Raw genomic sequence first — 26,347 nt, forward strand, 5'->3', positions numbered from 1 at the left:
TTCAAAATCTTAAACAACTTAATCTGTTTATGTCGTGTAGTTTTATCATAATCTGTGCTGACAAAATGTAGCAAATCATTGCAAAATTCGGGTATTGTTTTCGACGACCTGTTTCGCTCACCTTTCAGAGCCAAAACAGTCACTGACCAAAAAATCAAATACGGACACCCAATATGATTGGCGCATTGATGCTCGACATCGCAGGCACAGAACTTACTCAAGAAGATATTGCACTATTACAAGCACCGCAAGTCGGTGGCATGATTTTATTTGGACGAAATATTGAATCTCCTGCACAAGTTCGCGCCCTCACCGACCACATGCGCCGAATTCGTCCTGATATTTTGATTGCTGTCGATCAAGAAGGTGGACGCGTTCAACGCTTAAAACAGGGCTTTAGCCTACTTCCTGCAATGGGTAAGTTTGGCGAGCTATTCTTAAGCGAACCTGAAAAAGCCTTAAGCTTGGCAGAACAATCTGGCTGGTTGATGGCGACAGAAGTGCTTGCAGTCGGTATCGACTTTAGCTTTGCCCCTGTACTCGATTTAAATGACATCAGTGATGTGATTGGTGACCGTGGCTTTGCTAAAAATATTCAAGACATCGTACCGCTGGCCAGTGCGTTCCTAAAAGGGATGAAAGCCGCAGGCATGGCATCGACAGGCAAACATTTCCCCGGCCATGGTTCAGTCAAAGCAGACTCGCATGTCGCAGCAGCCATCGACTCACGCACATATGATGAAATTTATGCCAAAGATATGCAGACCTTTATCAAACTGATGCCACAGTTGGATGCACTCATGCCTGCCCATGTAATTTATAACCAAGTCGATCCAAACCCAGCAGGTTTTTCACCGTATTGGATTCAAACCGTTCTACGTCAACAACTGGGCTTTGATGGTGTTTTATTCTCAGATGACTTAAGCATGCAAGCCGCATGTGTTGCAGGCGGTGCAGATGCACGCATTCAAGCCGCACTCCATGCAGGCTGTGACATGGGACTGGTGTGTAATGACCGAGCAGCTGCATGCGTGGCTTTGGAGGGGATTAACCAACTGGCTCTGCCAAACCAAACTCGCTTAGAACGCATGCGTGGTCAGATTCCAAACGTCAATGTTCAATCGACGCTGCATTTAGGTGAAGATTGGGCCAAAGTACGCGACCAAGTGGAACTATTTAGATTAAGTTAAGCACTTCATCTTTGACCATTTCAACCGCGACATTTCGGACAAAGGGACATCACAAGATGTCCTTTTTTCATTATGATAAACTCAAAATAAATCAACAGGCTTGCTCTGCATTGCCCAAACAACAACGCTAAAATAACAAAATATCGGGTACGGATACCATGACAGATGCTTTATCGGCTCATCGCCACATCTCTTTTACTGCGCACTATACAGGCTATATTTGGTATAGCATGGGCATCTCACATCCTGTATTTGCCACCCGCAAAGGGAAGTTACTGGCCAAACTGGTGCATCCACTCGAAAGTTGGGCCGAAAAACACGTCGGTGGCAGCATGCGCACGACCTTAAAACAGCGTCATCAAATGATTGATGACCACCTCAGCGCGCTGATCCAACAGTACCCAAACTTACAAGTTTTAGAAATTGCCAGTGGTCTGTCCCCACGCGGCTGGAGCTTTCGCCAACAGTATCCTGAGATTGACTATCGTGAACTCGACTTACCAGACATGGCACAAATGAAAACTCAGGCCTTAAAACAGATCGATCAGACCAGTCCAACGGTTCTCTCCGCCGACTTATTTAGCGCAGATTTTGCCCGTGCCTTTGAGGTGTTTGACCCAAACCGCCCTTTGGTGGTGGTGAGTGAAGGTCTGATCAACTACTTTAGCAAAAACATGCTCGCTCAACTGTTACAAGGCATTGTCCAATACGGACAGCAGTTTGATCAGTTATATTATCTGACTGACCTCTACCCTGAACCTGTGAAAAATAAGCTGGCTAATTTTATCTGGAGCAGTAGCAAGCTTTTAAAATGGATGTCTCGTAGCGCCTTTGGCTTTCACTTTGTCAGTCCGCCTGAAGCGGCTCAGTTTTTCAAACAAGTAGGCTTCCACACTGTTACCGTTCACCAACCCACTTTAGCTTTCAATAGCACTCAGTCTGACACTTCAAACTTAGATCAGCAGGATCACTTAGGCGACTTGGTCTGGTTGATACATAGCCAATGGCAAAAGCCCAATCAACCCGAGCAATAAACTTAGTCCCCATAAAAAAACAGCGATGACACGCTGTTTTTTTATTTTTGACTTTCACTTAACTCACGGCTTCGAGCAACGTCTGTTCTTGTTTCTGACACCCCACAAAGCGAAGCAGTCGCTCCGCGAGTTCAAAACTGCCATGTTTAAATAAGGCACGAATATACGGTCCATCTTCCGCAAAAATTAAACATTCAATCTGAAACGCGCCTTCTTCATCGCTCAAGTGCAAAGCCAAATCACGCGGATATTTAGCCGCTATAGCAGTTAAATCTGACTCAAAGCGTAAAAGTACCCCAAAGTAGTTCAAATCCACCACTTCTGTCGCAATCACCAAATCCGAATGGCGATAGCTTAAAAAGGTTTCAGGGTGTTGAATCTGGACCCGCTCTTCACCACGGCGCTCCATATCCAGCATTTGCGCTCGACTAAAGGCGATAATCCCGTCTAAGTGCTGAATGGATTCATCCTTCAAAAACGTCGCAAACAGGTGCATAGTTTCTTTACGACGTTGTAGCTGTGGCACATGGTCTGCATTGGCAATTTGCGCATATTCCATGTCAGGACATTGCAACGCAAAGTTGGCATTTTCATGTGGCAAGGTAAAACTGTCATATTGGCCACAGGCCACCAAGACTTTGCACTGTGGAATCGGCACATCGGTGAGGCGAAGCAAACGATTGCAGTTGATTTCATAGCGCTCTTGTTCTGTTGCGGTAAACTCCGCCATCTGTCTGAAGAACAAACGCTTGGCTGTGGGTGACATTTTGGTTTTATCCATTTTGGCATGATTGACCAAATACAAAATCACGGCCTGACCAAACTCATCCATGCGTTGTTCACGCATTAAATGTAACGATTCCTCCAGCAACATCCGCCAGCTTTTACGGGTCTTTTGCATCACACCCATTAAAATCATACGGTCAATCAGCTCTGGTCGTTGATCGGCCAGACAAGACGCCACCACTGAGCCCAGTGACATGCCCATCACTGAAACTTTGTCTAATCCTTCAATGTTTAACCAAACACCGAGCATTTTCGCGAGATCACCCAGTTCTAATGTTCCTGCAGACAAGCCCGTATCGATATTACGAATTTGTTGATTGGCACCCATTGAAGGCAGATCAATCAGGACAATCGGACCAGCATCGAGCAGTTGCTCAACACAGTATTTGTAGGAATTAAAGTTTTGAAATGCCCCACCGATAATCACGATAGGCGTGCGATGGAATGACTCTGGCCGAGCAATCGCCATGTATTCGACTTTCCAGCCCTCAACCCATGTGGTTCGTGCAGGTTCTTTAAAGCTGTTACGATGGTAAACATCAAAAAAACCTAAGCGTAAATTCGCGTCATCCAGCTCGGCATCCCTTTGAATCATAGAATTCATGTTCCTTCCCTCTACTCTTGCCTATACTTTTTGTTTTGCAAGAAATGCACGACCACGCCTGTCAACGGCAACAGGGTGTTCAGTGTTGTAATAATTATGCAAGGACTTCATGTCCTAAAATTCATTCTATACAGAGCACTGTTTTACACGCAACAGATTGTGTAACCGCTCATCATGTTTTAGATAAAAAACAATTTCAAAATATGTATAAGTCCCCCTATACGCTGGATTTTTCATGTAGAGACTATGCGGTCGAGTGTTAGGCTGTTACTATCTTCTGTGAAATTTCTAAGTGATCAACCCGCTATGCAAGAGTCGATTGAACAATATATGCAAACGGTAGGACAGCAAGCACGTCAAGCTTCTCGTATTTTGGCGCGTGCCTCTACCGAAACTAAAAACAATGCGTTGTCAGCTATTTATACTGCTTTAGTCAACAGTGAGCCCACTATTTTAGCGGCAAACCAAGCAGATATGAACAAAGCGCACAGCAACAACTTAGACAGTGCTTTACTTGATCGCTTAGAACTGTCTCCCGCACGCTTTAAAGGCATGTTGCAAGGCTTAAAAGATGTAATTAGTCTCAAAGATCCTGTCGGTGAAATCACCGATATGGCCTATCGTCCGTCAGGAATCCAGCTCGGTAAGATGCGCGTTCCTTTAGGCGTAGTTGGCATGATTTACGAGTCTCGCCCAAATGTGACCTTAGAAGCCGCGTCTTTAGCACTGAAATCAGGTAATGCCATTATTTTACGTGGTGGTTCTGAAGCGCTCGAATCCAATAAAGCCATTGCTGAAGCCATCCAACGCGGTTTAAAACTAGCGGGTTTACCTGAACATGCGGTTCAAGTCATTAACACCGCAGACCGCGCAGCCGTGGGGCAACTGATTACACTCACTGAATTTGTCGATGTGATTGTTCCACGTGGAGGCAAAGGCCTGATTGAACGTATCAGCAATGAAGCCCGTGTCCCTGTGATTAAACACTTGGATGGGAACTGTCACGTTTATGTTGAAGCGCAAGCTGACCTACAAAAAGCCCTACCGATTGCGCTCAATGCAAAAACTCACCGTTACGGCGTGTGTAATGCAATGGAAACTTTGCTGGTCGATGAAAAAGTTGCAGATGAGTTTTTACCGCGTGTCGCTGAGCTCTACACTGAAAAACAAGTGGAGTTACGCGGCTGTGCTGAAACTCAGCGCATTTTAGGTGCTGCTGTCAAAACGGCGACAGAAGAAGATTGGTACACGGAATACCTCGGTCCAATTTTAGCAGTGAAAGTGGTGTCTGGTATGGAAGAAGCGATTGAGCATATCAATAAATACGGCTCACACCATACCGATTCAATCATTACAGAAAACTACTCTCTAGCTCGTGAGTTCTTAGCCGCTGTGGATTCGAGTTCTGTCATGATCAATGCGTCAACCCGTTTTGCCGATGGTTTCGAATATGGCTTAGGTGCAGAAATTGGCATCTCAACGGATAAAATCCATGCCCGTGGCCCAGTCGGCTTAGAAGGCCTGACTTCACAAAAGTGGATTGTGTTTGGCGATGGTCAAATTCGCCAATAACTCATCCGACACATTTTAAAGCATGATGCTCAGCCCTCTTAAGAGGGCTGAGCATTTTTATATCTAAACATTCTCTGCCTCTGCGAATCCTTAAAATCTAGAGGAAATCATGCTTTTTTTGATGGTCACGTTGATTGTGCATGTGATTATGTCTGGATCTAAAACGACATATCAAAAATAAACAGGAACGCCACAATATATTCAGCTCTTTTCAGCAGATAGCATGTTATTTTTATAGCGTTGAAGCTGATGAATAATTCAGCATCATTTCATGAATAAATGAAAATCATGAGCCGATAAATTTTAATTATTATTCATCAGACGGTCGATAGTGCTTAAGTCTAATCACCTAAAGTCTATCTTGGACTAAAAATATACACATGATACAACATAAAAAATGATCAAGATTGCATAAGAACGTACTGCATGAAGATCAGTTCTAGGACGGATAATTCAATTAGAATCAGGTATTAAAACGTGTCTACATCAGTATTAGTAATTAACTGCGGATCTTCATCAATCAAATATGCGCTCGTTTCTGAACGTCGTGAAGATCGTATTTTCGGTTTAGCTGAGAACTTAGGTTCTGCTGACGCTCGTATCAAAGGCATTACTGCGGGTGGTCAACCCCTTGAATTGTCTATTCCACATGCCGATCATGAAAAAGCATTGGAAACCATCTTAGAACGCCTTTCACATTATAACCCTCAAGCCATTGGTCACCGCGTAGTACACGGCGGTACATTGACCAAAGCTGAGCTTTTAACAGAAGAAATTGTCGAATGCATTCGTGCAGCAACACCACTTGCTCCATTACACAACCCTGCACACTTGGTTGGGATTGACGCCACGATGCGTTTATTCCCAGAACTACCACAAGTGGCGGTATTTGATACAGCATTCCACCAAACCATGCCTGCACATGCTTACCGCTATGCTGTGCCAAAATTTTTATACACTGAACACAATGTCCGTCGCTATGGCTTCCACGGTACAAGCCATGCTTATGTGTCTGAACGCGGTTCAGAACTGGCTGGTAGCTTCAAACAAGGAGGCTGGTTAACTGCACACTTGGGTAATGGTAGCTCTACTTGTGCGATTTGGAATGGACAAAGTGTCGATACCTCAATGGGCTTAACTCCACTTGAAGGTGTCGTAATGGGTACACGCAGTGGTGATGTCGATCCAAGCTTACATAGTTTCCTTGCCAATAACCTAGGCTGGGACATTTATAAAATTGATAAAATGTTGAATAGCCAATCGGGCTTACTCGGCCTGTCTGATCTATCAAATGACATGCGCACTTTGATTGAAGCCTCAGAACAAGGCAATGAAGATGCGACTTTAGCTATTGAAGTGTTCTGCTACCGCCTCGCAAAATCATTGGCTGCGTTGAGCTGTGGTCTACCACGTCTTGATGGCTTGTTCTTCACGGGTGGTATTGGTGAGAACTCCGCATATATTCGTGAAAAAACAGTCGCTTTCCTACCGCACTTTGGTTTTAACTTGAGTAAAGAAGCCAATGACAGTTTAAAACGTGGTACCGAAGGTCGTATTGATACAGGTACAGGCCCGCAAATTTGGGTTGTACCGACCGATGAAGAAGGCCGTATTGCCAAAGAAACTGCATCCGTGGCCAATGAGGTGATTCAAACTGCTGCAAAAAAGTCTGAAGACAATGTAGCGATCGCTTAAGCGGTCGTTACATTCCCTCAAGTCTGTTTTAAATTCTTGTATGACGAATAAATATATGAAAACGATTTTACTTGTGCCCACTGGGGAAGGCGTCGGCTTAACATCCGCTTGTCTGGGTTTGGTTTATGCGCTTGAATGCCAAGGTGTTAAAGCTGGATTTTTAAAACCTTTTTCTCAAGAACTGAGCACGGGTGCAGACCGTACCACAGCGCTCTATCACCATGTTTCAAAAAATGAAACCGTTGAACCGATTAGTTATCACACCATTTTGCAACAACTCAGTGCAGGTGAAAATGATGAGTTGCTTGAAGATGCGGTTCGTTTGCACCGTGCTATTGCGCGTAAGCATGACCTGATTATTGTTGAAGGCTTAGTCCCGAATAGCCGAGATTCTTTTGCTTCTGAACTAAATGCACAACTTGCGCAAGCACTCGATGCCAAAGTCATTATTGTCAGTAATGCAGACATTAATAAACCAAGTGCGACGGCTGAAAAAGTCGATAGCCAGCTACGCTACTTTGGCGGTGCCAGCTCAGAGCGAACTGCGGGCGTGTTATTGATGCGCACCAAAGGCTTGCCCGATGACTCAGCACACATTCCAGTGACGTTTGACCCAAGTCTGCGTTTAATCAGCGATACCAATAAATTTATTATTGAGCTCCAAAAGACCCATCCAAAACTCGGTTCAGATAAACTCCCTGTGATTGGCTTGGTTCCGTTTAGTAACACGCTCAGCGTACCGCGTATGTCGGACTTGGCTTCACACATTCAGGCGGAATGGATCAATCAAGGCGATGCTAACCAACGTCGTGTGTTACATAGCAGTTTGATTGCATCGAACATTGAACATGAACTGCATAAATTTGTCGCAGGCGAGCTAATCATTAGTGCATCAGATCGTATCGATGTGCTTTTGGCATCCAGCTTAGCCAGCAGTAACGGTATTCCATTGGCAGGTTTGGTACTGACTGAACACCATACGCCAAACGAGCAAGTGCTTGCATTCTGCCAAACAGCGATTAAGCAAGGCTTACCAATTTTACATACAGCGCTCAGCACGTTCGACACGGCGCAGAGCTTAGCCAATCTCAGCAATGAAATCCCAGTCGATGATACGGAACGTGCTGAACAAGTCACTCGTTTTGTGTCGAGCCATATCAATGAAGAATGGCTAACAGCAATGTTAAATGGCTCGTACCAACCTCGCCTCTCGCCTTCGGCTTTCCGTCATGAATTGGTCCAAAAGTCGATTGCTGCGAAGAAACGCATTGTCCTCCCTGAAGGCGATGAGCCACGTACAGTTCAAGCAGCAGCTATTTGCCAATCTCGTGGCATTGCACACTGTATCTTATTGGCAAAACCTGAAGCTGTAGTAGAAGTGGCTAAAGCACGTGGTATTGAGCTTCCACATGATTTAGAAATTATCGATCCAGATTTGATTCGTGAAAACTATGTCGAAAAAATGGTGGAACTGCGTAAAGGTAAACTGAATGAGCTGCAAGCGCGTGAACAGCTGCAAGACACAGTCGTTCTGGGTACCATGATGTTGGCGCTCGATCAAGTCGACGGTTTGGTTTCAGGTGCAATACACACCACAGCCAATACTGTACGCCCAGCCTTCCAACTGATTAAAACAGCGCCTGAGTACTCACTGGTCTCTTCCGTGTTCTTTATGCTGTTACCCGATGAAGTCTATGTGTATGGCGACTGTGCGATTAACCCAGACCCAAATGCCGAAGAGCTCGCTGAAATTGCGATTCAATCGGCTGATTCAGCAAAGGCCTTCGGCTTAGACCCACGTATTGCAATGATTTCATACTCTACGGGTACCTCTGGTGCTGGAGCTGAAGTTGAAAAAGTCGCTGAGGCAACACGTATAGCGAAAGAACGCCGTCCTGATCTATTGATTGATGGCCCACTTCAGTACGATGCAGCATCGGTTGAAAGTGTCGGACGCTCGAAAGCACCTGATTCTAAAGTTGCAGGTCGTGCCAATGTGTTTATCTTCCCTGACTTAAACACAGGCAATACGACCTATAAAGCCGTGCAACGCTCTGCCAATGTCGTAAGCGTCGGCCCAATGTTGCAAGGTTTGAACAAACCTGTAAATGACTTGTCTCGTGGTGCTTTGGTGGATGACATCGTGTTTACGATTGCACTCACTGCAATTCAAGCAGAACAGCAAGCAACAGCTTAAAGTAACTTGATGTGATCCAAACCATCCAACTGAGCAGTTGGATGGTTTTTTATTTTATAGCGCTCAACAATATGACCAAAGCTTAACTTCTATATATTTACGAACATATCCCAAACACAGATAAAACAGAAAGATTTTACTTTTCAGACACTTAAACAATATACTCAAGAGATATAATTACATTATAAATCATTGGTCTCATAATGAATAAAAAATTGCTTCCAATTCTAATAGTGACAACATTTTCACTGACAGCATGTAATGAATCTAAGCAGCACCAAACACCGTCAGACTCAACCACAGCATATAAAAACTTAAGTACAGCTAATCCAGCTGACATTAAAGCGGATCTTGATGCCCTAGATCAGATTTCGAATAAAAACTCTCAAGCCATTTTGAACGTACAAGATGCACTTAAAGCGGCTCGTCAAAATAAAGAAGTCGATACCATCCCCGCCCTGCTAGAACAACTGAAAACCCATTCTCTTGCGTTTAATACTGCACTAGATGCAACAAACTTCAAAAGCCAAGAAGGCGCTGCGTTACGTGAAAAATTTAAGCAAGTCCATTTACTTGGTGTTGAGCTTGCACAAGAAGATACTAAAAATCCACCACAGATGGATCGCATCACCGGATTAGAAGCGCAAATCAGCGTCATACAACAAAGTTCTGTCAGTGAAATGAGAGCCTTACAACAGATGGTGTACCCTCAACTGAATTCAGGGGCATTAGACAACACACGACAACAACCAAAACCAAATACCGAACCCCATGTCGCGGCTCGTACTGCACCGCAGACCACCTCACATCTGAGTCAAGATAATGCAGCAGACATCAAACATGACTTCATTGCGCTCGGGGCACAATCAAGTGCAGCTAAACAAGAAGCAGAAAACTCAATATGGGAGATAAAACATGCGATGGAAAAAAAAGATCTGCGTGCTCTAAAAACTGCAATTGAAAAATCAAACAAGCGCATTCAAAGTCTGAATCAAAATTACGATATGGTGTCTCTCAAAAGCTCAGAAGTAGCCGCAGCCCGTGAGAAGCTCAAAAAAGACAATAATCTTCAAATTGAAATGGGTGAAATTATCTTATCCACCTCGCCAGATAAACAAAAGTTTGAGGAGTTGCAAAAGAAACGATCCAATTCTCAAAAAATGGTTGAGATTGAGATGGAAGCGCTTCGGATTAAAGCCAATACAGCATCATGATTGGGGCATCGTATCAGCTCGATTCCATTATTTTACAAAACCAACCGCAGCTCTCTTAAACGGGCAGATTTTCTTCTATCAACATATATACCATGTCAATCTCTGGGCATGGATAACCCATTGAAGTTAAAGCCGCTGTCACTTGCCCCCTGTGATGCGTTCCATGATTAAACACATGCAATAATGTAGCAGCATAGGGCAGACTCATTTCTTGTCCGGCTGATGTTTTGTACTGTAAATCATGTCCAAATTTTTCCACATCAACATGTTTTAAAAAATCTATCCAGTTGTAAGCCCTGCTCTCTAACTCAAACATGAGTTTATCTTTATCCCTTTCTACGATGGTATTTAACTTCAATGTAGGAGATGGTTTCGATGAAAACCGAGGAAACCATAGATAATGCTCACCAACAAGCAAGTGATTCAACGTTCCAGAAATACTTTTGAAGAAAAGTCCACATTCAGCATTGAAATCTTCATCAGAGACATTTTTTAAAACTTGGTTTAATTTTTGAGTAGACCACACGTTGTAACGAGCGAATAATTCAAACATTTTTAAATCCATTTATAAAGCCCTGCATGAAGTCCTCTAAAATGAGCATAATACAAAGAATGAAAAACACCTAAATCTTTAATTTATAAGGTAGAATCACTTTAGATTTTCTTGCGCACACCTAACTTCGCTTCAACATTTGACTGAATTTCAACTTGGGCGGCTTGATAAAGAAAATTGCATTACCACATAAAATCAAAATCACCCCAATCACCGCATTCATATGCCATTGATACCCTTCCCAGATGGTCGAAATCACCAAAGCCACCAAAGGAAATAACAAAGTACTATAAGCTGCCTTACCCGCACCAATACGTCCAACCAAATAGAAGTAGGCGGTAAAGCCAATCACTGAACCAAAAATAGCCAAATACAATAAAGCACTCACCGCACTGAATTCCATAGCAGGGAAAAACTCGTCTTGTTTAAATCCAGCAATCAATGCCATAAGAATTGAACCATATAGCATGCCATAAGCATTGGTAGTGAAAATATCCAGACCTTGTTTTTGATGACACGCACTGATCATATTGCCCAATGAAAAACCATAGGTTCCCAACACACAAAGACCAATCCCCATCAGCGTATGATTATTTAAGGTACTCCCTATCACATCATGCCAAAACAAGGCGATGATCCCCAGTCCACCCAACAAAGCCGCAGGATAAAAACGGGTAGAAACCTGTTGTCCAAAGAACAGTTTAGCGTTGAGGGTATTAAAAATGACCGCCATCGAAAAAATAACAGCCTCCAAACCGCTGCTGATATATTGAACCGCATAATAGAAACAAACAAAGTTAAAACCAAAAATACAGCACGCTTGCAACATACAAAATAGATGGTCTTTTACAGCCAGCTTTTGCAGTTTTCGGCACAACACAACAAAAGTAAACAACACCAGAGCCGAAATAAAGAAGCGCCAAAACACGGCTACATTGGTCGATATTCCACTTTGTTGTTGCAGACTTATCGCAATCCATGTCGTTCCCCAAATCACCACAACCAAAGCATATAACAGCGCATTCATACTCTTTAAACCAAACTCAAACCACTCACGCTATTGTGCTTGGTTTAGGTTTCTCATTTCTTGCACCTTCTTGTGGTCACTATCATAAACTTGTGATTTTTTACTGATTTTCGGATATAGATGACAAAATGAAATCAAAGTCCTACACTAAATCTTCCATTTGGCACTGCGTATAGATGATGAAATATCAGATTCTAGATCAATTACAACAACATAAAGCTCAACTCCTCGACTCGGTCGAACTGGGTTCGGGCATGCAGTTGGCCATGTGGCAAAACAACCAAGACCGCGTCAGTGTTTGTAGTAACCACCATACCCTTAGTATGTACATTCAAGGGGGATATCACAGTTATCAAAAGACAGCTCAAGGTTGGCATAATGGCGGTGGGCCAGATCATATGTGCTTGATGCCACAGGACTTTGAGTCAACATGGGATCTGCGCGACCCACTGACTTTTGTGCATCTGTACTACACCGAGCAACATTTACAACGTGTCGCCGAACAGGTGTGGGATCGTGAGCCGAGCCAAATTATTTTAAATCCGCAAAGTTTCGTGGCCGACCCACAGATTGCCATGATCTATCGGCACTTTTTACTCAATGAGGCTTGGCAGAACAGGGAAAATCACTTGCAGATGAGTACTGCCACGACACTTCTGCTCAACCATCTAATTAAAAATTATAGCCATACCGAGTGGCAAGTCCCTGAAGTCAAAGGCGGGCTGTCCCCGTATACTTTGAAACAGTTATTAGAATGGATTGATCAGCATATTCAGCAAAGTTTGACCCTGTCGGATTTGGCCGAGCAAACTCAGCTCAGTGAATATCATTTTGCTCATATGTTTAAGCAATCTATGCACATGCCGCCACACCAATATGTGATGCAACGTCGACTTGAACTGGCACACCAAGCTCTACAGCACACATCTGCCAATATGACGGACATTTCGGAACAGTATGGATTTAGCTCCAGCAGCCATTTTAGTCATCGCTTTAAAAAGTACTTTGGCTACTCTCCATCCCAAATGCGAAAAAGTGAGAAAAATTAGATCGGATAAACTCACATTCAGCTTATTTATCTAACATCAAAATAAAGCTCATCATTAAACTCGACATTAAAAAACCGAAAAAAGCACTCATCAAATAAGCTTTCCGACGCTTTTGAGCAGATTGGCTCAGGACTTGATGGCGCATTTCCATATGTTGCTTTTCTTCAAAAATCGTCATCTCGACATCGTTTTTAGGCGGAGCTTTTTTCAAAAGCAAAGGTGACATTGCAAGCATCATGCAGTAAAAATTAAATTTAAATATATCTTCGACAATGACATTGCCTGCATGCTTTTGAGCCATTAAATAAAACAGGAAAATAGACCACAAGAAAAAGCATCCTATAAATAGCAAGGCTGAAGTCGAGGAATAGTATTTCATTGTATTTTTTTAAGATTTGAAACTGGAATCTTAAGGCGTTAAACAATTTTTAGCTAGTTGAAGATTTGAAGATTTGAAGATTTGAAGATTTGAAGATTTGAAGATTTGAAGATTTGAAGATTTGAAGATTTGAAGATTTGAAGATTTGAAGATTTGAAGATAGCTTAAAACAAAAAAAAGAAGATAAAGCTTAAGCCTGATCTTCTTTTTGACCGTACATCCAAGTCGCTGCGATATATACACAAAAGCCCGCAGCCATCACTAAACCTGTCAACATGTTCGATGTCCTATTGTTTGATGAATGCATTATGCGAAAGTTTTATGACAACTTTATGACAGTGCTGTCATATTTCAAATATTATTATTTTTACATTATATTCAATATCTTAAACAATAAATCATATTCATAATCCCAATTTAGACATGAAATATTTCATTAAATTCAGGCTTTTTTGTCATATTTACCACCGTTTATAACCTCATTTTCTCGTCAATATTGTTCAACTATTAAACTTTCGCCCAAAGGCTTCGCAAAACATCCACAACCTCGGCATTTTGTCTTATAATTTAGCCCGCTAGCTATCAGCCCGCTCAAGAGATATTTGTATGACCACTATTATCAAGCAAGATGATTTGATCACATCGGTCAAAGACGCGCTTCAGTTCATTTCTTACTATCACCCACAAGACTTCATCCAAGCGATGAGCCGTGCTTATGATCGTGAGGAAAACCAAGCGGCGAAAGATGCGATTGCACAAATCTTAATTAACTCGCGTATGTGCGCAGAGGGTCACCGCCCAATCTGTCAAGATACAGGTATCGTCAACGTATTCGTTGAAGTGGGCATGGATGTTAAATTTGATTTAACTATGAGCTTAGACGATGCAATCAACGAAGGCGTACGTCAAGGTTACTTAGAAAACTCAAACGTGCTGCGCGCATCAGTTCTGGCTGATCCTGCATTTGGTCGTAAAAACACCAAAGACAACACCCCTGCTGTGATCTATCACAAACTTGTTCCAGGCAACAAAGTGGATATTACCGTTGCGGCAAAAGGTGGCGGTTCAGAAAACAAATCTAAACTGGCTATGTTAAATCCATCTGACTCAATCGTGGATTGGGTACTTAAAACTGTTCCAACTATGGGTGCTGGCTGGTGTCCACCAGGTATGTTGGGTATTGGTATTGGTGGTACTGCTGAAAAAGCCATGATGCTTGCGAAAGAATCGCTCATGGAAGAAATCAACATGGACGAATTACTTCGTCGTGGCCCTGAAAATAAAATCGAAGAACTTCGTATGGAAATCTTCGAAAAAGTAAACGCACTGGGTATTGGCGCGCAAGGCCTAGGTGGCTTAACCACAGTTCTAGATATTAAAATTAAAGATTACCCATGTCACGCTGCGGGCAAACCAGTGGGTATGATTCCAAACTGTGCAGCGACTCGTCACGCACACTTCCAACTTGATGGTACAGGTGTTGCACACATTCAAGCACCAAAACTTGAAGACTATCCATCAGTCACTTGGGATTCATCAACCTCTAAGCGCGTTGACCTCGACACCATTACCCAAGAAGAAATGAACGCTTGGCAACCAGGCGACACTTTGCTTCTAAACGGTACAATTTATACAGGTCGTGATGCTGCACACAAACGCATGGTAGACATGCTAAACAGTGGTGAAGAACTTCCTGTCGACTTAAAAGGTAAATTCATTTACTACGTGGGCCCTGTAGATCCAGTCGGTGATGAAGTGGTTGGTCCTGCTGGCCCAACAACAGCAACACGTATGGACAAGTTCACACGCCAAGTACTTGAAGCAACAGGTATGTTCGGTATGATCGGTAAAGCGGACCGTGGTCCTGCAGCGGTTGAAGCAATTAAAGACAACAAAGCAACTTACTTGATGGCAGTGGGCGGCGCAGCTTACCTTGTGTCTAAAGCAATTCGTGAAGCTGAAGTTGTTGCTTTTGCTGACTTAGGTATGGAAGCGATTTACAAATTTGTAGTGAAAGACATGCCTGTATCGGTAGCAGTTGATGTGAATGGTACGTCTATTCACGCAACAGCACCAAAAATCTGGCAAGCCAAAATTGGTAAAATTCCAGTAGTCGATGCTGCAGCGGGCTAAAACTTAAGTTTTACTTTTTTGGATACCCTTAACATGCTAAGGTCATGTTAAGGGTATTTTTTTACCTACTTTTATAGACTTAATCAAAAGATATAGACCAACAATGAAAAAATTAAATCACATCCTTTGCGGTATTACCTTATGTGTCCTTAGCACAGCGTCTTTTGCAAAACCCGCGACCGAAGCATCGGTAGAAAAAGCACTCAAACTAGGCGATATTAAAGGTACATTAGCGCAATCGCAGCAAGAAATGCGCCCCGTTTATGACCAATAAGCCGAAGAAATTATTAAGAATATTTTTAAAACCTCAACACTCAATGCTGAACAACAAAAAGCAGCCAAGCAAATCGCTGAAATCACGGCATCATTTAGCAGTAAATTGATTTCAGATCCGAAATTTATGCAAATGCTTAAAAATGTCTATATGCAGACCTTTACCGAAGAGGAAGTGTTGGCCAACATTCAGTTCCTCGAAACACCTCTAGGCCAGTCTATCAATAAAAAAAGCAGCAAAATGATGAGTGAAATCATGCGCAATAGCATCGCCATGTCTGCTGAAATGATGCAAGATCCGGCTATTCAACAGGAAATGAATCGTCAAATTGAAAAGACCCTGACACCATTATTTGAACAAACCAAAAAAATACAGTAGCTCACTTACCAGGTTAAAGGATTCCACAGCTTAAAGGGCTTCATCAGCTGAACATCTTCACTTGGGTCATATTTGGCAGGTTTAAGTTTTTGCGCTTTCTTTCGTAGCTCACCCGTGTGTTGATCTTCCGCGACAAAGTTGTAGCTGTTCGACTTTAACTGGGTAAATGCAATTTCTTGAATCGCAATTTTTTCAGGGATAACCGCCAAAGGCCCCGAAACATCACGACGTGTGGATAAGTTCTCTTCATCGTACTTGATGAAATAAGACTGCCCTGCTTCTACGCTAAAATCGATATATTTCGGCTTTTGAAAATGGTTAATACCCAAAGGCCGACTACTCGATAAACGATAAGTCCCTGCGGGTAATTCGACCCAATAGTAATGATTGTTCAGCAGGCTTGGAATGCGCTCTTTATTGATAAATAAACTCGATGCCACAATTTCTTGTCGATTCCATTTTGAGTCTGGACGATACAGATAAACCATCGCGGCTTGTTCATGCTGGGGTTGGACACGCTGAAAACGCTGTCCTAATTTTTGGTTGACCCATCCACCTACGCTAAACACCCCAATGCGATACTGCTCGACCATACCTGGATCGTGTTCAAAATCAATCTCATGACTGAGGGTTGATGTTAATTCAGGTTGTTCAACTGTCACTTTTCCATGACAACCCAATAAAATTAAACTGCTTAAAAGCGTAATCGTCATTGCACGCATGACTATTCCTCACGACGTATTTTTATTTTGATACTGAATTTTTAGTTTTAATCTAGGCATCCCAGCCTATTGATGCAGAGTAGCATTCCCTCTTTTTTTTGAATATAAAAAAACGTGTGAAAACACTCGATTTTCACACGTTTCGGATGAATAACAACTTAAGCGGACTTTGAATTAATCACTTTTAAATCAACTTTAGCTGTATCTTTCTGTTCGATTCTTGGTAAACGCTCTGGCTTAAATAATGGTGCAGCCGTACCGTTAATCACGTCTTCATTCACCACAACCGTACCAACATCGGTACGACTTGGTAAATCATACATGGTTTCAAGCAGCGTATTTTCCAAAATAGAACGTAAGCCACGTGCACCCGTATTGCGGTCTAAGGCTTTTTTCGCCACAGCGCGTAGTGCTGAGTCTTCAAAAACCAGATCAACATTTTCCATATCAAACAAATGTTGATATTGACGGGTCAATGCATTTTTCGGTTCAGTCAGAATTTGCATCAAAGCTTCTTCATCTAACTCTTCCAAAGTCGCAATTACAGGTAAACGACCAATAAACTCTGGAATCAGACCAAATTTCACCAAATCTGTCGCTTCAACTTGACGGAACAAATCAGACAATTTCTTGCCTTCATCTTTCTTCTTCACTTCAGCCGTGAAGCCGATTCCACCTTTTTCTTGGCGCTGCTGTACGATTTTCTCAAGACCTGAGAATGCCCCACCACAGATGAACAAGATATTTGAAGTATCAATTTGAATGAATTCTTGCTGCGGATGCTTACGACCACCTTGAGGTGGAATAGAGGCAACCGTACCTTCGATCATTTTCAGTAACGCTTGCTGTACACCTTCACCCGACACATCACGCGTGATCGATGGGTTTTCAGACTTACGGGTAATCTTGTCGATTTCGTCGATATAGATGATACCTTTTTGCGCTTTTTCTACATCGTAGTCTGCTTTTTGTAGAAGCTTTTGTACAATGTTTTCAACATCTTCACCGACATAACCGGCTTCGGTAAGTGTCGTTGCATCAGCCATAGCGAATGGAACATCGAGCAGACGCGCCATGGTTTGCGCAAGCAAGGTTTTACCCGAACCTGTTGGCCCTACTAATAAGATATTACTTTTCGCAATTTCAACAGCATCGTCGTGTTTATGTCCACCATGTGTCGCTTTAAGGCGTTTATAGTGGTTATAGACAGCAACTGACAAGGTTTTCTTTGCCACATCTTGACCAATGACATATTGATCTAGTGCCGCACGAATTTCGTGAGGTTTAGGCAAGGGTTTTGCAGCCCAGTCACCCGACTCAACTTGTTGACTGGTTTGCACCAAGTCTAAGCATACGTCCACACATTCATTACAGATGTACGCGTCCTCGCCTGCAATCAGTTTCCCAACTTCAGACTGCGTTTTACCGCAAAATGAACAATGCTTTTGTCCTTGAGGATGTTCGGACATATTCACTCCAATTCTAAACTTTTAAAACTTATGGACGTTTAGATAACACTTCGTCCACGAGACCATATTCTTTTGCAGCTTGCGCTGTCATAAAGTTGTCACGGTCAGTATCACGTGCCACAGTTTCATAGTCTTGACCACTGTGCTCTGCCATTAAACGGTTTAAACGTTCTTTAATGAACAGAATTTCACGTGCATGAATTTCAATATCAGATGCCTGACCACGGAAACCGCCTAACGGTTGGTGGATCATGACACGTGCATTTTCAAGGCAATAACGTTTACCTTTTGCACCTGCATTCAGCAAGAAGGCACCCATTGATGCTGCTTGACCCATACAATAGGTCACAACATCTGGTTTAATAAATTGCATGGTATCGTAAATCGCCATACCCGCAGTCACCGAACCACCTGGCGAGTTAATGTAAAGATGAATATCTTTATCTGGATTTTCCGCTTCTAAAAACAACATTTGCGCGACAATCAAATTCGCCATGTTATCTTCAACTTCACCAGTCATAAAAATGACGCGTTCACGCAAAAGACGTGAATAAATGTCAAATGAACGTTCACCGCGAGATGACTGTTCTACAACCATTGGAACTAAGGCATTATCGATAGTTGGAATATACATACGTTTACTTATTCCTAAATTTTTTGTTACTCAACTCATAGTCACAATATGAGGGATAATTGCTGAAAATGCAAAATATTCCCAAGTAAATAACAGATATTTTTTGCATAAGCTTTGTGAACGCAAGGCCTTTTACAACCCCAGATCACAATAAAAAAGGCGCTCAAAGCGCCTTTTTTACTTTAGCTAAACTTAGCCTTGTTGACGAGCTTGTTGCTCTTTCAATAAGTCTTCGTAGCTTACAGCAGTATCTGTTACTTTAGCAGACGCTAAGATGTGATCAACCACTTGGTCTTCTAACACAACAGCTTCGATTTGCGAACGTTGTTGTTTGTCATTTTTGAAGTATTCGATCACTTCAGCTGGATCTTCATAAGAAGAAGCCATGTCTTCGATGTAAGCATCAACACGGGCTTGATCTACTTCGATTTTAGCATCAGCTAAAACTTTGCTTACCAGTACGCCTAATTTTACAGATTTTTCTGCTTGTTCTTTGAACAATTCATCTGGAAGCATGCTTGAGTCAAATGCTTTCGCACCTTGAGCACCAAACTGCTGAGTGAACTGTTGAATCATTTGTTGACGTTGACGGTCAACTTCTTGAGCAACCATAGACGCAGGAAGTTCAACTTCGTTTGCAGTTACAAGCGCATCAAAAGCTGCACCTTTCACTTGATTACGCAAACCATTTTTCACTTCACGTTCCATGTTTTTACGAACGTCAGCTTTTAACTTCTCAATGCCTTCTTCTTCAGTTAGACCGAAGATTTTAAGGAATTCAGCGTCAACTTCTGGAAGTTTTTGTTTTTCAACAAGCTTCACAGTGATTTTGAATTGAGCTGATTTACCAGCAAGGTTTTCAGCTTGGTAATCTTCAGGGAAAGTTACATCGACAACTTTCTCTTCGCCTTTCTTCATACCAACGATGCCGTCTTCGAAGCCAGGGATCATACGACCTGAACCTAAAACAAGTTTAAAGTCTTCTGCAGAACCACCTTCAAACTTTTCACCGTCTACTGAACCTTCAAAGTCGAAAGTTACTTGCATGTCTTTTTTAGCCATGCCTTTCGTTTCAGCCCAAGAAGCACGTTGCTTCTGAAGGTTTTCGATCATTTGATCAACATCTTTGTCGTTTACTTCAGATGCTTTGCGTTCAACTTCTAAACCATCAAATTTCACGTTAACTTCTGGATAAACTTCAACAGTCGCTTCGTATACAAGCGCGTCGTCTTTTAATTCAGATTTTTCAATGTTTGGCATGCCAACAGCATTGATTTTTTCTTGTTGGATCGCTTCAAATACTGTGTCACGAATAATGTCGCTTACGACTTCTTGGTAGATACCCGCGCCATATTCACGACGAACAACATTTACTGGCACTTTACCTGGACGGAAGCCGTTGATCTTCACAGTTTTAGCAGTGCGTTTTAAGCGAGCTTCGAACTGCTCGTTAACACGGCTCGTCGGTACAGATACATTTAAACGACGGGTAACACCCGAAACCGCTTCAGAAGTTACTTGCATGGCTTCCTCAATCTTTTGGTAAGAACAATTTTAAAAAGTGCCACATTATATGACAACATTGAACGATATACAAAACACCCGATTGAAACCACATATTTTTTTCTTCATTTATCGTTTTTTATTTTGAATATTTTTAAATCGCTACTGATTAAGCGCAAAGTATTATATTTTTTATGTCTTTTTGTTGCAAATGATAAATATTACCATTAATATTCGCGCTAACTTTTTGATCGTTTTTTTCAATTTTTTTCTCGTCCATCATTGGAACTCTAGTTATGAGTAAGTTTAATCTACACCCTCTTTCATTGGCATTGCTTGGGGCAATCACCGCTCCTGTTTTCGCAGAAACAACAACTGAAGATTCATCTACCCATCAGCTTTCCACTATTGTGGTTTCAGCTGCGGGTTTTGAACAAGATATTAAAAATGCACCAGCTTCAATTAGCGTGGTCACGAAAGAAGATATTGAAAAGAAAAATGCAACCAGCATTGCAGACCTATTAGCAGATGTACCAGGTATCGATATTCGTAATGGAATCGGTAAAACTTCTGGCTTGAATATTAGCATGCGTGGTTTAGACAATAACTATAGTCTGATTTTAATTGATGGTCGTCGTCAAACGACTTCTTCAGATGTCACACCAAATGGTTTTGGTGAATCCTCAAATGGCTTTTTACCACCTTTATCATCGATTGAGCGTATTGAAGTCATTCGTGGACCAATGGCAACTCGTTATGGCTCAGAAGCCATGGGTGGTGTCATCAATATTATTACCAAAAAAATTAGTAATGAATGGAATGGCAATGTCACTATCGGTGGCAATGTCATGGAGCATGGCAGCGAAGCAGACTCATGGAAAACCAGTGTTGTTGTAAATGGTCCAATTATTCAAGATAAACTTGGAATACAACTACGTGGCTCTTATTTAGACCGTCAAAAATCTGAACGTATTCCTGGAACGTCAGGTCGTGATCCACGTCCAAGCGAAGCAGACATCTATGATATTGGCGGAAAACTTTCATTTAAACTCAATGATCAAAACAGTTTCTGGATAGACGGTTTCCACTCAAGCCAAACCTATAAAAATGATGATAACCGCTTAGGAACACAAGACTGGACCAGCATCCCTAGAGGAGCGACAGGACTTGGTGCGACAGGTTATAAAGATGAACTTGAGTTTAAACGTGATCAAATTTCTGCTGGTCACGATGGTGATTATAGTTTTGGTCAATGGACTTCATATGTGAGTCAAACTAAAACTGAAACTCTCGGTCGAACTATTCCGTTTAGAACCTTCCAAAACAATGTAGGTGAAGGCGCAGATCGTACTTTAGAAAATACTGACTTTGTGGCCGACTCTCATGTTGTTCTACCCATTGCAAATCATAAATTAACACTTGGTGCTGAATATAAAGAAGCTAAAATTGCAGATGACATTGCAGGATTTGGCTCAACCTTTAAAAAAGACTCTTTTTCGGTATACGCAGAAGATGAATGGCGTATTCTTGATAATTTAGGATTTACACTTGGTGGTCGTTATGAAGATCACTCTGGCTTCGGTGGTCAGTTCAGCCCACGCGCATACCTTGTATGGAACACAACCGACCAACTTACTTTTAAAGGTGGTGTGAGTACTGGCTACAAGGCACCATCCGCAAAACAGCTACATGACGGTGTGATTAGTGTTTCTGGTCAGGGGACATCTTTTGGAATTGGTTCACCAGATTTAGAACCAGAAGAATCTACCAACTATGAACTTGGTTTTAATTATAACAATGGTAATTTAGACCTTACCACTACTGCATTCTTCAATAAAATTGAAAATCTGATTACTGAAGGGCCAGATTTATTAAACTGTTATTCCGCAACAAATCCAAATCGACCAGGTTGTGTAAGTTACGGTTCACATATTACTCAAGATACATTTACACAAAATATAAATGCGAATGAAGCCGAAACTAAAGGCGTTGAGCTTAGCTTAAAATATACCATCATTCCTGAGTGGGATATCAAAGCAGCATATACCTACATGGAGTCAGAAATTACCAAAGGTGAAAACAAAGGTTCTTACCTGAATAACGTGCCTAAAAATGCCTTTAATATGACGTCAACTTGGCATATTAATGAATCCTTGGATTTATGGTTACAACATGAATATAAATCAGAACGTAAGCGCTACAGTACCGTTCAAACAGCAGGTGATTCAGCGATTATTTACAATGCAACAAACAATAAATTAAAGGGCTACAATCTTTTCAATCTGGGTGCCAGCTATGTTGTGAATGATCAGCTCCGTTTTAATGGCGCAGTCAATAACTTGTTGGATAAAGATTTTACAAGCAATGGCACTTATATTGATGCCAATGGTAATCCTGCTTCTTATTACGACTACATGGTCATTAGTTCAGGCATGTCTGGGACATATCTACCAGGTCGTAACCTTTGGCTATCTGTTTCTTACGACTTCTAAAAATAGTCATATCTAAAGAAAACCCTGCTTCGGCAGGGTTTTCTTCGTACATAGCTAATATAGATCCAACATAATTTATACATATTCACTTGAGAAACACCCTCAAACTTAGCTTAAAAATAATGGATTTTAAATTCCAATAATATTATAAAAATATAATCTAATTTTCCAATTTAAATAAAAATCAAAAACTTATGTTAAATTCATTACATTATTACATTTATTTTTTCTACACAAATATATCCAAGCATCGACAATTCCAATGTAATAGTTATGCTACAAAAAATAAGAATCATTATTATTCGCATACTAATTTACAACGCTAGAACTAGATTCGTTATGGCCTTCATCAAAACACGTAAAAAGCTGGTTTCTTCAGCAATCGCTTCAACACTCTCTGTGGTTGCAGTCAATGCTGTTGCGCAAGATCAAATCGCGCAATTAGAAACAATTCACACGGAAGCGGCAGCAGAACAAAGTTTGAAAGTAGACAAATCTGCAAACAGCAAGTTCGTTGCTCCCCTACTCGACACACCAAAGTCAGTATCTGTTATTTCTAAACAGTTGATTGAAGACACTCAAGTTACAACTTTAAGCGATGCTTTACGCACAGTACCAGGGATCACACTTGGTGCAGGTGAAGGTGGTAACCCAAATGGTGACCGTCCATTTATCCGTGGTTATAACTCTGAAAGTTCAATGTACGTAGACGGCGTACGCAACTCATCTTCGCAAAACCGCGAAATGTTTGCGATTGAACAAGTTGAAATTACCAAAGGTTCTGCATCTGCTATGGGCGGTGCAGGTACAACTGGTGGTAGCATCAACATGATTTCTAAAGTTGCAAAAAAAGGTGACTTTTTAGAAGGTTCTGTGGGTGCAGGAACGGATGATTACCAACGTATTACTTTAGACGGTAACAAAGATTTTGGTAATGGTATTGCTGCTCGTGTTGCCGTAATGGGTCACCACAACGACAAAGCGGGTCAAGAAGATGGTACTGAATATGCACGTGCAGGTATTGCGCCAAGTATTACTTTTGGTCTAGACAGCGACACGCGTGCAACTTTAAGCTACTACTACCTCAAAACTGATGATACCCCTGATTCAGGTATTCCATATAACAACCCATTTTCTGCTACAAGTCCTAAAGTAGGCTTAAATGGCAATGGTAAACCTATCGATGTTGAACAAGGCATGTATTACGGCTGGAAAGATCGTGATTTCCAAAAACAGGAAAACCAATCAGGAACGATCAAGCTTGAACATGATCTTACTGATAATTTAACCCTTAGCAATACCGCTGTTTATAACAAATCTAAAAATGACTACCTTTGGACAAATCCAGATGATTCAAAAGGTAATTTTTATAGTGCTACAGGGGCTTTAACAGGAAATGTTTGGGCGCGTGCAAACTCCCGTGTAGCCGATACTGAGACCTTTACAGACCAATTGGCTTTAACGGGTAAATTTAATACAGGTCGCTTAAAGCACAGCTTTAACTTAGGTGCTGAGTATTCAGACCAAGAAACTGATCGTACCCAATATATTATTAATGGCGACAACACAACTGGGAATAAATATCAAAACTGTACCCCAGCTGATTCAATAAGTTCAGGCTGGTGTACTTCTGTCCAAAATCCGAATCGTGGCCCATGGACAGGCAGCATCAGTACTGAAGGCGCTGACCGTTATAACATTGAAAATGAAAATACCTCTATTTACTTCCTAGATAGCATTGAATTTAGCCCGCAATGGATTTTAGATTTAGGTCTTCGTTGGGATGATTATTCTGCGAAGCAGACCATGACGTATGGCGCACGTAATAGTGCTGTTATTGCAAACCCACCAACAGCAAAAGCTGGCGATCAAGTAACGATTAAAAATGACTCTGATTTTGTCAATTACCAAGTCGGCTTAGTCTACAAACCAGTCGAAAATGGCTCGATCTATGCAAGTTATGCAACCTCATCAAATCCAGTCGGTGTGGATGGTGGTGATGGTTCAGAAGGTATTACAGCAGCTATTCAGAACTTAAAACCTGAAGAAGTCCGTACTATGGAACTGGGAACTAAATGGGATGTCTTGAATGACAAACTTAATTTAACTGCAGCCATTTTCCGTACTGAAAAAACCAATACACGTGCAACAGCTGATGACGGTACAACCAAAAATATTGGTGAAACACGTGTCGATGGTTTTGAATTGGGTGTAAACGGTAATATCACTGAAAAATGGGCGTTATCTGCTGGTTATACCTATTTGGACAGCGAATTAGTGGATGATGGCACTGGTTTAAATGACGGTAAGCAAGTTCAAAACGTTGCTAAGAACTCTGCGACACTTTGGACCACTTACCAAGTCATGCCACAGTTGACTTTAGGTGCTGGCGCAATTGCGATGGACAAAGTCTATGGCAATGCTGCAAATACCAAATGGGTACCAGGCTACGTTCGCTACGATGCTATGGCACGTTACAACGTAAACAAAAATGTTGACCTTCAGTTAAATGTCAACAACTTGGCTGATACACGCTACTTCACTAAAGCATATTCATCTCACTATGCAACTGAAGCAGAAGGTCGTAGCGCAGTACTGTCTCTAAACTTCAAATACTAAGTTTATAACTAAAATCTCTCTTCATCCTGAGATTTGATAAAAATAGCCTCTCATTGAGGCTATTTTTATATATGCTTAAAGACTAAATAGATCTTTCATTTTCAGCAGGCCATGTTGTGATCCATCATATTCCCAATGTATTAAGCAAAGAACAGGTACAATACTTTCGTAATGAAATGGCAAAAGTGGAGTGGATTGATGGTAAAAAAACCACAGGATCACTCTCAAAAAATGTAAAACAAAATCAACAGCTCCCCGAAGATCACCCTCTCACACAACACTTAGGCAATATCATCTTAGAAGCACTTGGACAACATCCACTCTTTATGTCCGCTGCCCTACCTTTAGATATTTTGCCGCCATATTTTAACCGCTATGAACAAGGCGAAACTTTTGGCTTCCATGTAGACAATGCCATTCGCTGGGTAGCCGGAAGCAAAGATCGGATTCGTACCGATGTATCCTGCACTGTTTTTCTAAGCGAACCTGAAGAATATGAGGGTGGTGATTTGGTGGTAGAAGACACCTATGGCTATCATGAAGTGAAATTACCTGCGGGTGATATGATTTTATATCCATCTACTAGCGTGCATGAGGTAACACCAGTGACCTCAGGCTGCCGTGTCGCTTCGTTCTTTTGGGCTCAAAGTATGATTCGAGATGATGCTGACCGCCATATCTTATTTAATCTTGATCAAACCATTCAGAACCTACGTGTACAACTCGGTGATCAACATCAAGAAGTGGTCAAGCTCACCAGTCTGTATCATAACCTGATGCGCAAATGGGCTGAACTGTAAAACAATAATCACAGCTCAACGTT

At 41.7% G+C, this 26,347-nt stretch carries 21 protein-coding genes; 13 read left to right on the top strand and 8 right to left on the bottom strand.

Annotated elements, in window-relative coordinates; all coding sequences use genetic code 11:
- Nucleotides 1-173: 173 nt before the first annotated feature.
- Together nagZ and MF4642_RS02445 are read left to right on the top strand one after the other, a co-directional pair.
- The gene (gene nagZ, locus MF4642_RS02440) at nucleotides 174-1,190 is read left to right on the top strand and encodes a beta-N-acetylhexosaminidase (RefSeq protein WP_078425189.1); all 1,017 of its coding nucleotides are present in this window, start codon (nucleotides 174-176) and stop codon (nucleotides 1,188-1,190) included.
- Between the two features lie 158 nt (nucleotides 1,191-1,348).
- Nucleotides 1,349-2,224: a class I SAM-dependent methyltransferase gene (locus MF4642_RS02445; RefSeq protein ID WP_078425190.1), complete on the top strand. Its 876-nt coding sequence runs from the start codon at nucleotides 1,349-1,351 to the stop codon at nucleotides 2,222-2,224.
- A gap of 58 nt (nucleotides 2,225-2,282) precedes the next feature.
- Here MF4642_RS02445 and MF4642_RS02450 read toward each other — a convergent pair whose 3' ends face one another.
- On the bottom strand, nucleotides 2,283-3,614 hold the full coding sequence (locus MF4642_RS02450; protein WP_078425191.1) for an alpha/beta fold hydrolase: 1,332 nt from the start codon (nucleotides 3,612-3,614) through the stop codon (nucleotides 2,283-2,285).
- A gap of 306 nt (nucleotides 3,615-3,920) precedes the next feature.
- On the opposite strand from MF4642_RS02450, the gene MF4642_RS02455 reads away from it, so the two are divergent.
- From MF4642_RS02455 to MF4642_RS02470, 4 genes are all read left to right on the top strand, one after another.
- Entirely contained in the window at nucleotides 3,921-5,186 is a 1,266-nt protein-coding gene (locus MF4642_RS02455) for a glutamate-5-semialdehyde dehydrogenase (RefSeq protein ID WP_078425192.1), read from the top strand.
- A gap of 477 nt (nucleotides 5,187-5,663) precedes the next feature.
- Complete coding sequence (locus MF4642_RS02460) at nucleotides 5,664-6,881, top strand: acetate/propionate family kinase (protein WP_078425193.1); 1,218 nt, start codon at nucleotides 5,664-5,666, stop codon at nucleotides 6,879-6,881.
- 55 nt (nucleotides 6,882-6,936) lie between these two features.
- Entirely contained in the window at nucleotides 6,937-9,078 is a 2,142-nt protein-coding gene (gene pta, locus MF4642_RS02465; RefSeq protein ID WP_058868917.1) for a phosphate acetyltransferase, read from the top strand.
- Nucleotides 9,079-9,281: 203 nt separating this feature from the next.
- A complete protein-coding gene (locus MF4642_RS02470) occupies nucleotides 9,282-10,292 on the top strand; it encodes a hypothetical protein (RefSeq protein WP_078425194.1) in 1,011 nt (336 codons plus the stop codon).
- A 55-nt stretch (nucleotides 10,293-10,347) separates the two neighbouring features.
- On the opposite strand, the gene MF4642_RS02475 is transcribed toward MF4642_RS02470, so the two are convergent.
- Complete coding sequence (locus MF4642_RS02475) at nucleotides 10,348-10,857, bottom strand: DinB family protein (protein WP_078425195.1); 510 nt, start codon at nucleotides 10,855-10,857, stop codon at nucleotides 10,348-10,350.
- Nucleotides 10,858-10,966: 109 nt separating this feature from the next.
- Complete coding sequence (locus MF4642_RS02480) at nucleotides 10,967-11,872, bottom strand: DMT family transporter (RefSeq protein WP_078425196.1); 906 nt, start codon at nucleotides 11,870-11,872, stop codon at nucleotides 10,967-10,969.
- Between the two features lie 179 nt (nucleotides 11,873-12,051).
- On the opposite strand from MF4642_RS02480, the gene MF4642_RS02485 reads away from it, so the two are divergent.
- A complete protein-coding gene (locus MF4642_RS02485) occupies nucleotides 12,052-12,921 on the top strand; it encodes a helix-turn-helix transcriptional regulator (RefSeq protein ID WP_078425281.1) in 870 nt (289 codons plus the stop codon).
- A gap of 22 nt (nucleotides 12,922-12,943) precedes the next feature.
- Here MF4642_RS02485 and MF4642_RS02490 read toward each other — a convergent pair whose 3' ends face one another.
- Entirely contained in the window at nucleotides 12,944-13,249 is a 306-nt protein-coding gene (locus MF4642_RS02490) for a hypothetical protein (RefSeq protein ID WP_227518499.1), read from the bottom strand.
- Nucleotides 13,250-13,906: 657 nt separating this feature from the next.
- Between MF4642_RS02490 and MF4642_RS02495 the strand changes: the two genes are divergently transcribed.
- The 3 genes from MF4642_RS02495 to MF4642_RS17105 all read left to right on the top strand — a co-directional run bounded on the left by MF4642_RS02495 (nucleotide 13,907) and on the right by MF4642_RS17105 (nucleotide 16,085).
- Complete coding sequence (locus tag MF4642_RS02495; RefSeq protein ID WP_078425198.1) at nucleotides 13,907-15,433, top strand: fumarate hydratase; 1,527 nt, start codon at nucleotides 13,907-13,909, stop codon at nucleotides 15,431-15,433.
- A 103-nt stretch (nucleotides 15,434-15,536) separates the two neighbouring features.
- Nucleotides 15,537-15,707, top strand: a complete 171-nt coding sequence (locus MF4642_RS17100; protein WP_227518500.1) for a hypothetical protein — start codon at nucleotides 15,537-15,539, stop codon at nucleotides 15,705-15,707.
- 126 nt (nucleotides 15,708-15,833) lie between these two features.
- A complete protein-coding gene (locus MF4642_RS17105; protein WP_264754335.1) occupies nucleotides 15,834-16,085 on the top strand; it encodes a DUF2059 domain-containing protein in 252 nt (83 codons plus the stop codon).
- 5 nt (nucleotides 16,086-16,090) lie between these two features.
- Here the strand turns inward: MF4642_RS17105 and MF4642_RS02505 are convergent, their stop codons facing one another.
- From MF4642_RS02505 to tig, 4 genes are all read right to left on the bottom strand, one after another.
- A complete protein-coding gene (locus tag MF4642_RS02505; RefSeq protein WP_078425199.1) occupies nucleotides 16,091-16,807 on the bottom strand; it encodes a DUF2846 domain-containing protein in 717 nt (238 codons plus the stop codon).
- Nucleotides 16,808-16,965: 158 nt separating this feature from the next.
- Entirely contained in the window at nucleotides 16,966-18,276 is a 1,311-nt protein-coding gene (clpX, locus tag MF4642_RS02510) for an ATP-dependent protease ATP-binding subunit ClpX (RefSeq protein WP_078425200.1), read from the bottom strand.
- A 28-nt stretch (nucleotides 18,277-18,304) separates the two neighbouring features.
- Nucleotides 18,305-18,910, bottom strand: a complete 606-nt coding sequence (clpP, locus tag MF4642_RS02515; RefSeq protein ID WP_004692427.1) for an ATP-dependent Clp endopeptidase proteolytic subunit ClpP — start codon at nucleotides 18,908-18,910, stop codon at nucleotides 18,305-18,307.
- A 192-nt stretch (nucleotides 18,911-19,102) separates the two neighbouring features.
- Nucleotides 19,103-20,434, bottom strand: a complete 1,332-nt coding sequence (tig, locus tag MF4642_RS02520; RefSeq protein WP_078425201.1) for a trigger factor — start codon at nucleotides 20,432-20,434, stop codon at nucleotides 19,103-19,105.
- A 275-nt stretch (nucleotides 20,435-20,709) separates the two neighbouring features.
- Between tig and MF4642_RS02525 the strand changes: the two genes are divergently transcribed.
- From MF4642_RS02525 to MF4642_RS02535, 3 genes are all read left to right on the top strand, one after another.
- Nucleotides 20,710-22,905 (top strand): TonB-dependent receptor domain-containing protein, encoded by a 2,196-nt coding sequence (locus MF4642_RS02525; protein WP_078425202.1) that lies wholly within the window; start codon nucleotides 20,710-20,712, stop codon nucleotides 22,903-22,905.
- A 339-nt stretch (nucleotides 22,906-23,244) separates the two neighbouring features.
- Nucleotides 23,245-25,524, top strand: coding sequence for a TonB-dependent receptor (locus tag MF4642_RS02530; RefSeq protein WP_078425203.1), 2,280 nt, complete (start codon nucleotides 23,245-23,247; stop codon nucleotides 25,522-25,524).
- Nucleotides 25,525-25,640: 116 nt separating this feature from the next.
- Nucleotides 25,641-26,324: a Fe2+-dependent dioxygenase gene (locus MF4642_RS02535; RefSeq protein WP_078425204.1), complete on the top strand. Its 684-nt coding sequence runs from the start codon at nucleotides 25,641-25,643 to the stop codon at nucleotides 26,322-26,324.
- Nucleotides 26,325-26,347 lie beyond the last annotated feature (23 nt).

This window comes from Acinetobacter sp. MF4642 (assembly GCF_002018925.1).
Taxonomy (GTDB): Bacteria; Pseudomonadota; Gammaproteobacteria; order Pseudomonadales; family Moraxellaceae; genus Acinetobacter; species Acinetobacter johnsonii.

Excerpts from the sequence above, each read along its gene's own strand:
- nagZ (WP_078425189.1), top strand. The coding sequence starts at position 174 with ATGATTGGCGCATTGATGCTCGACATCGCAGGCACAGAACTTACTCAA.
- MF4642_RS02445 (WP_078425190.1), top strand. The coding sequence starts at position 1,349 with ATGACAGATGCTTTATCGGCTCATCGCCACATCTCTTTTACTGCGCAC.
- MF4642_RS02450 (WP_078425191.1), bottom strand. The coding sequence starts at position 3,614 with ATGAATTCTATGATTCAAAGGGATGCCGAGCTGGATGACGCGAATTTA.
- MF4642_RS02455 (WP_078425192.1), top strand. The coding sequence starts at position 3,921 with ATGCAAGAGTCGATTGAACAATATATGCAAACGGTAGGACAGCAAGCA.
- pta (WP_058868917.1), top strand. The coding sequence starts at position 6,937 with ATGAAAACGATTTTACTTGTGCCCACTGGGGAAGGCGTCGGCTTAACA.
- MF4642_RS02470 (WP_078425194.1), top strand. The coding sequence starts at position 9,282 with ATGAATAAAAAATTGCTTCCAATTCTAATAGTGACAACATTTTCACTG.
- MF4642_RS02475 (WP_078425195.1), bottom strand. The coding sequence starts at position 10,857 with ATGGATTTAAAAATGTTTGAATTATTCGCTCGTTACAACGTGTGGTCT.
- MF4642_RS02480 (WP_078425196.1), bottom strand. The coding sequence starts at position 11,872 with ATGAATGCGCTGTTATATGCTTTGGTTGTGGTGATTTGGGGAACGACA.
- MF4642_RS02485 (WP_078425281.1), top strand. The coding sequence starts at position 12,052 with ATGAAATATCAGATTCTAGATCAATTACAACAACATAAAGCTCAACTC.
- MF4642_RS02495 (WP_078425198.1), top strand. The coding sequence starts at position 13,907 with ATGACCACTATTATCAAGCAAGATGATTTGATCACATCGGTCAAAGAC.
- MF4642_RS17100 (WP_227518500.1), top strand. The coding sequence starts at position 15,537 with ATGAAAAAATTAAATCACATCCTTTGCGGTATTACCTTATGTGTCCTT.
- MF4642_RS17105 (WP_264754335.1), top strand. The coding sequence starts at position 15,834 with ATGCAAATGCTTAAAAATGTCTATATGCAGACCTTTACCGAAGAGGAA.
- MF4642_RS02505 (WP_078425199.1), bottom strand. The coding sequence starts at position 16,807 with ATGCGTGCAATGACGATTACGCTTTTAAGCAGTTTAATTTTATTGGGT.
- clpX (WP_078425200.1), bottom strand. The coding sequence starts at position 18,276 with ATGTCCGAACATCCTCAAGGACAAAAGCATTGTTCATTTTGCGGTAAA.
- clpP (WP_004692427.1), bottom strand. The coding sequence starts at position 18,910 with ATGTATATTCCAACTATCGATAATGCCTTAGTTCCAATGGTTGTAGAA.
- tig (WP_078425201.1), bottom strand. The coding sequence starts at position 20,434 with ATGCAAGTAACTTCTGAAGCGGTTTCGGGTGTTACCCGTCGTTTAAAT.
- MF4642_RS02525 (WP_078425202.1), top strand. The coding sequence starts at position 20,710 with ATGAGTAAGTTTAATCTACACCCTCTTTCATTGGCATTGCTTGGGGCA.
- MF4642_RS02530 (WP_078425203.1), top strand. The coding sequence starts at position 23,245 with ATGGCCTTCATCAAAACACGTAAAAAGCTGGTTTCTTCAGCAATCGCT.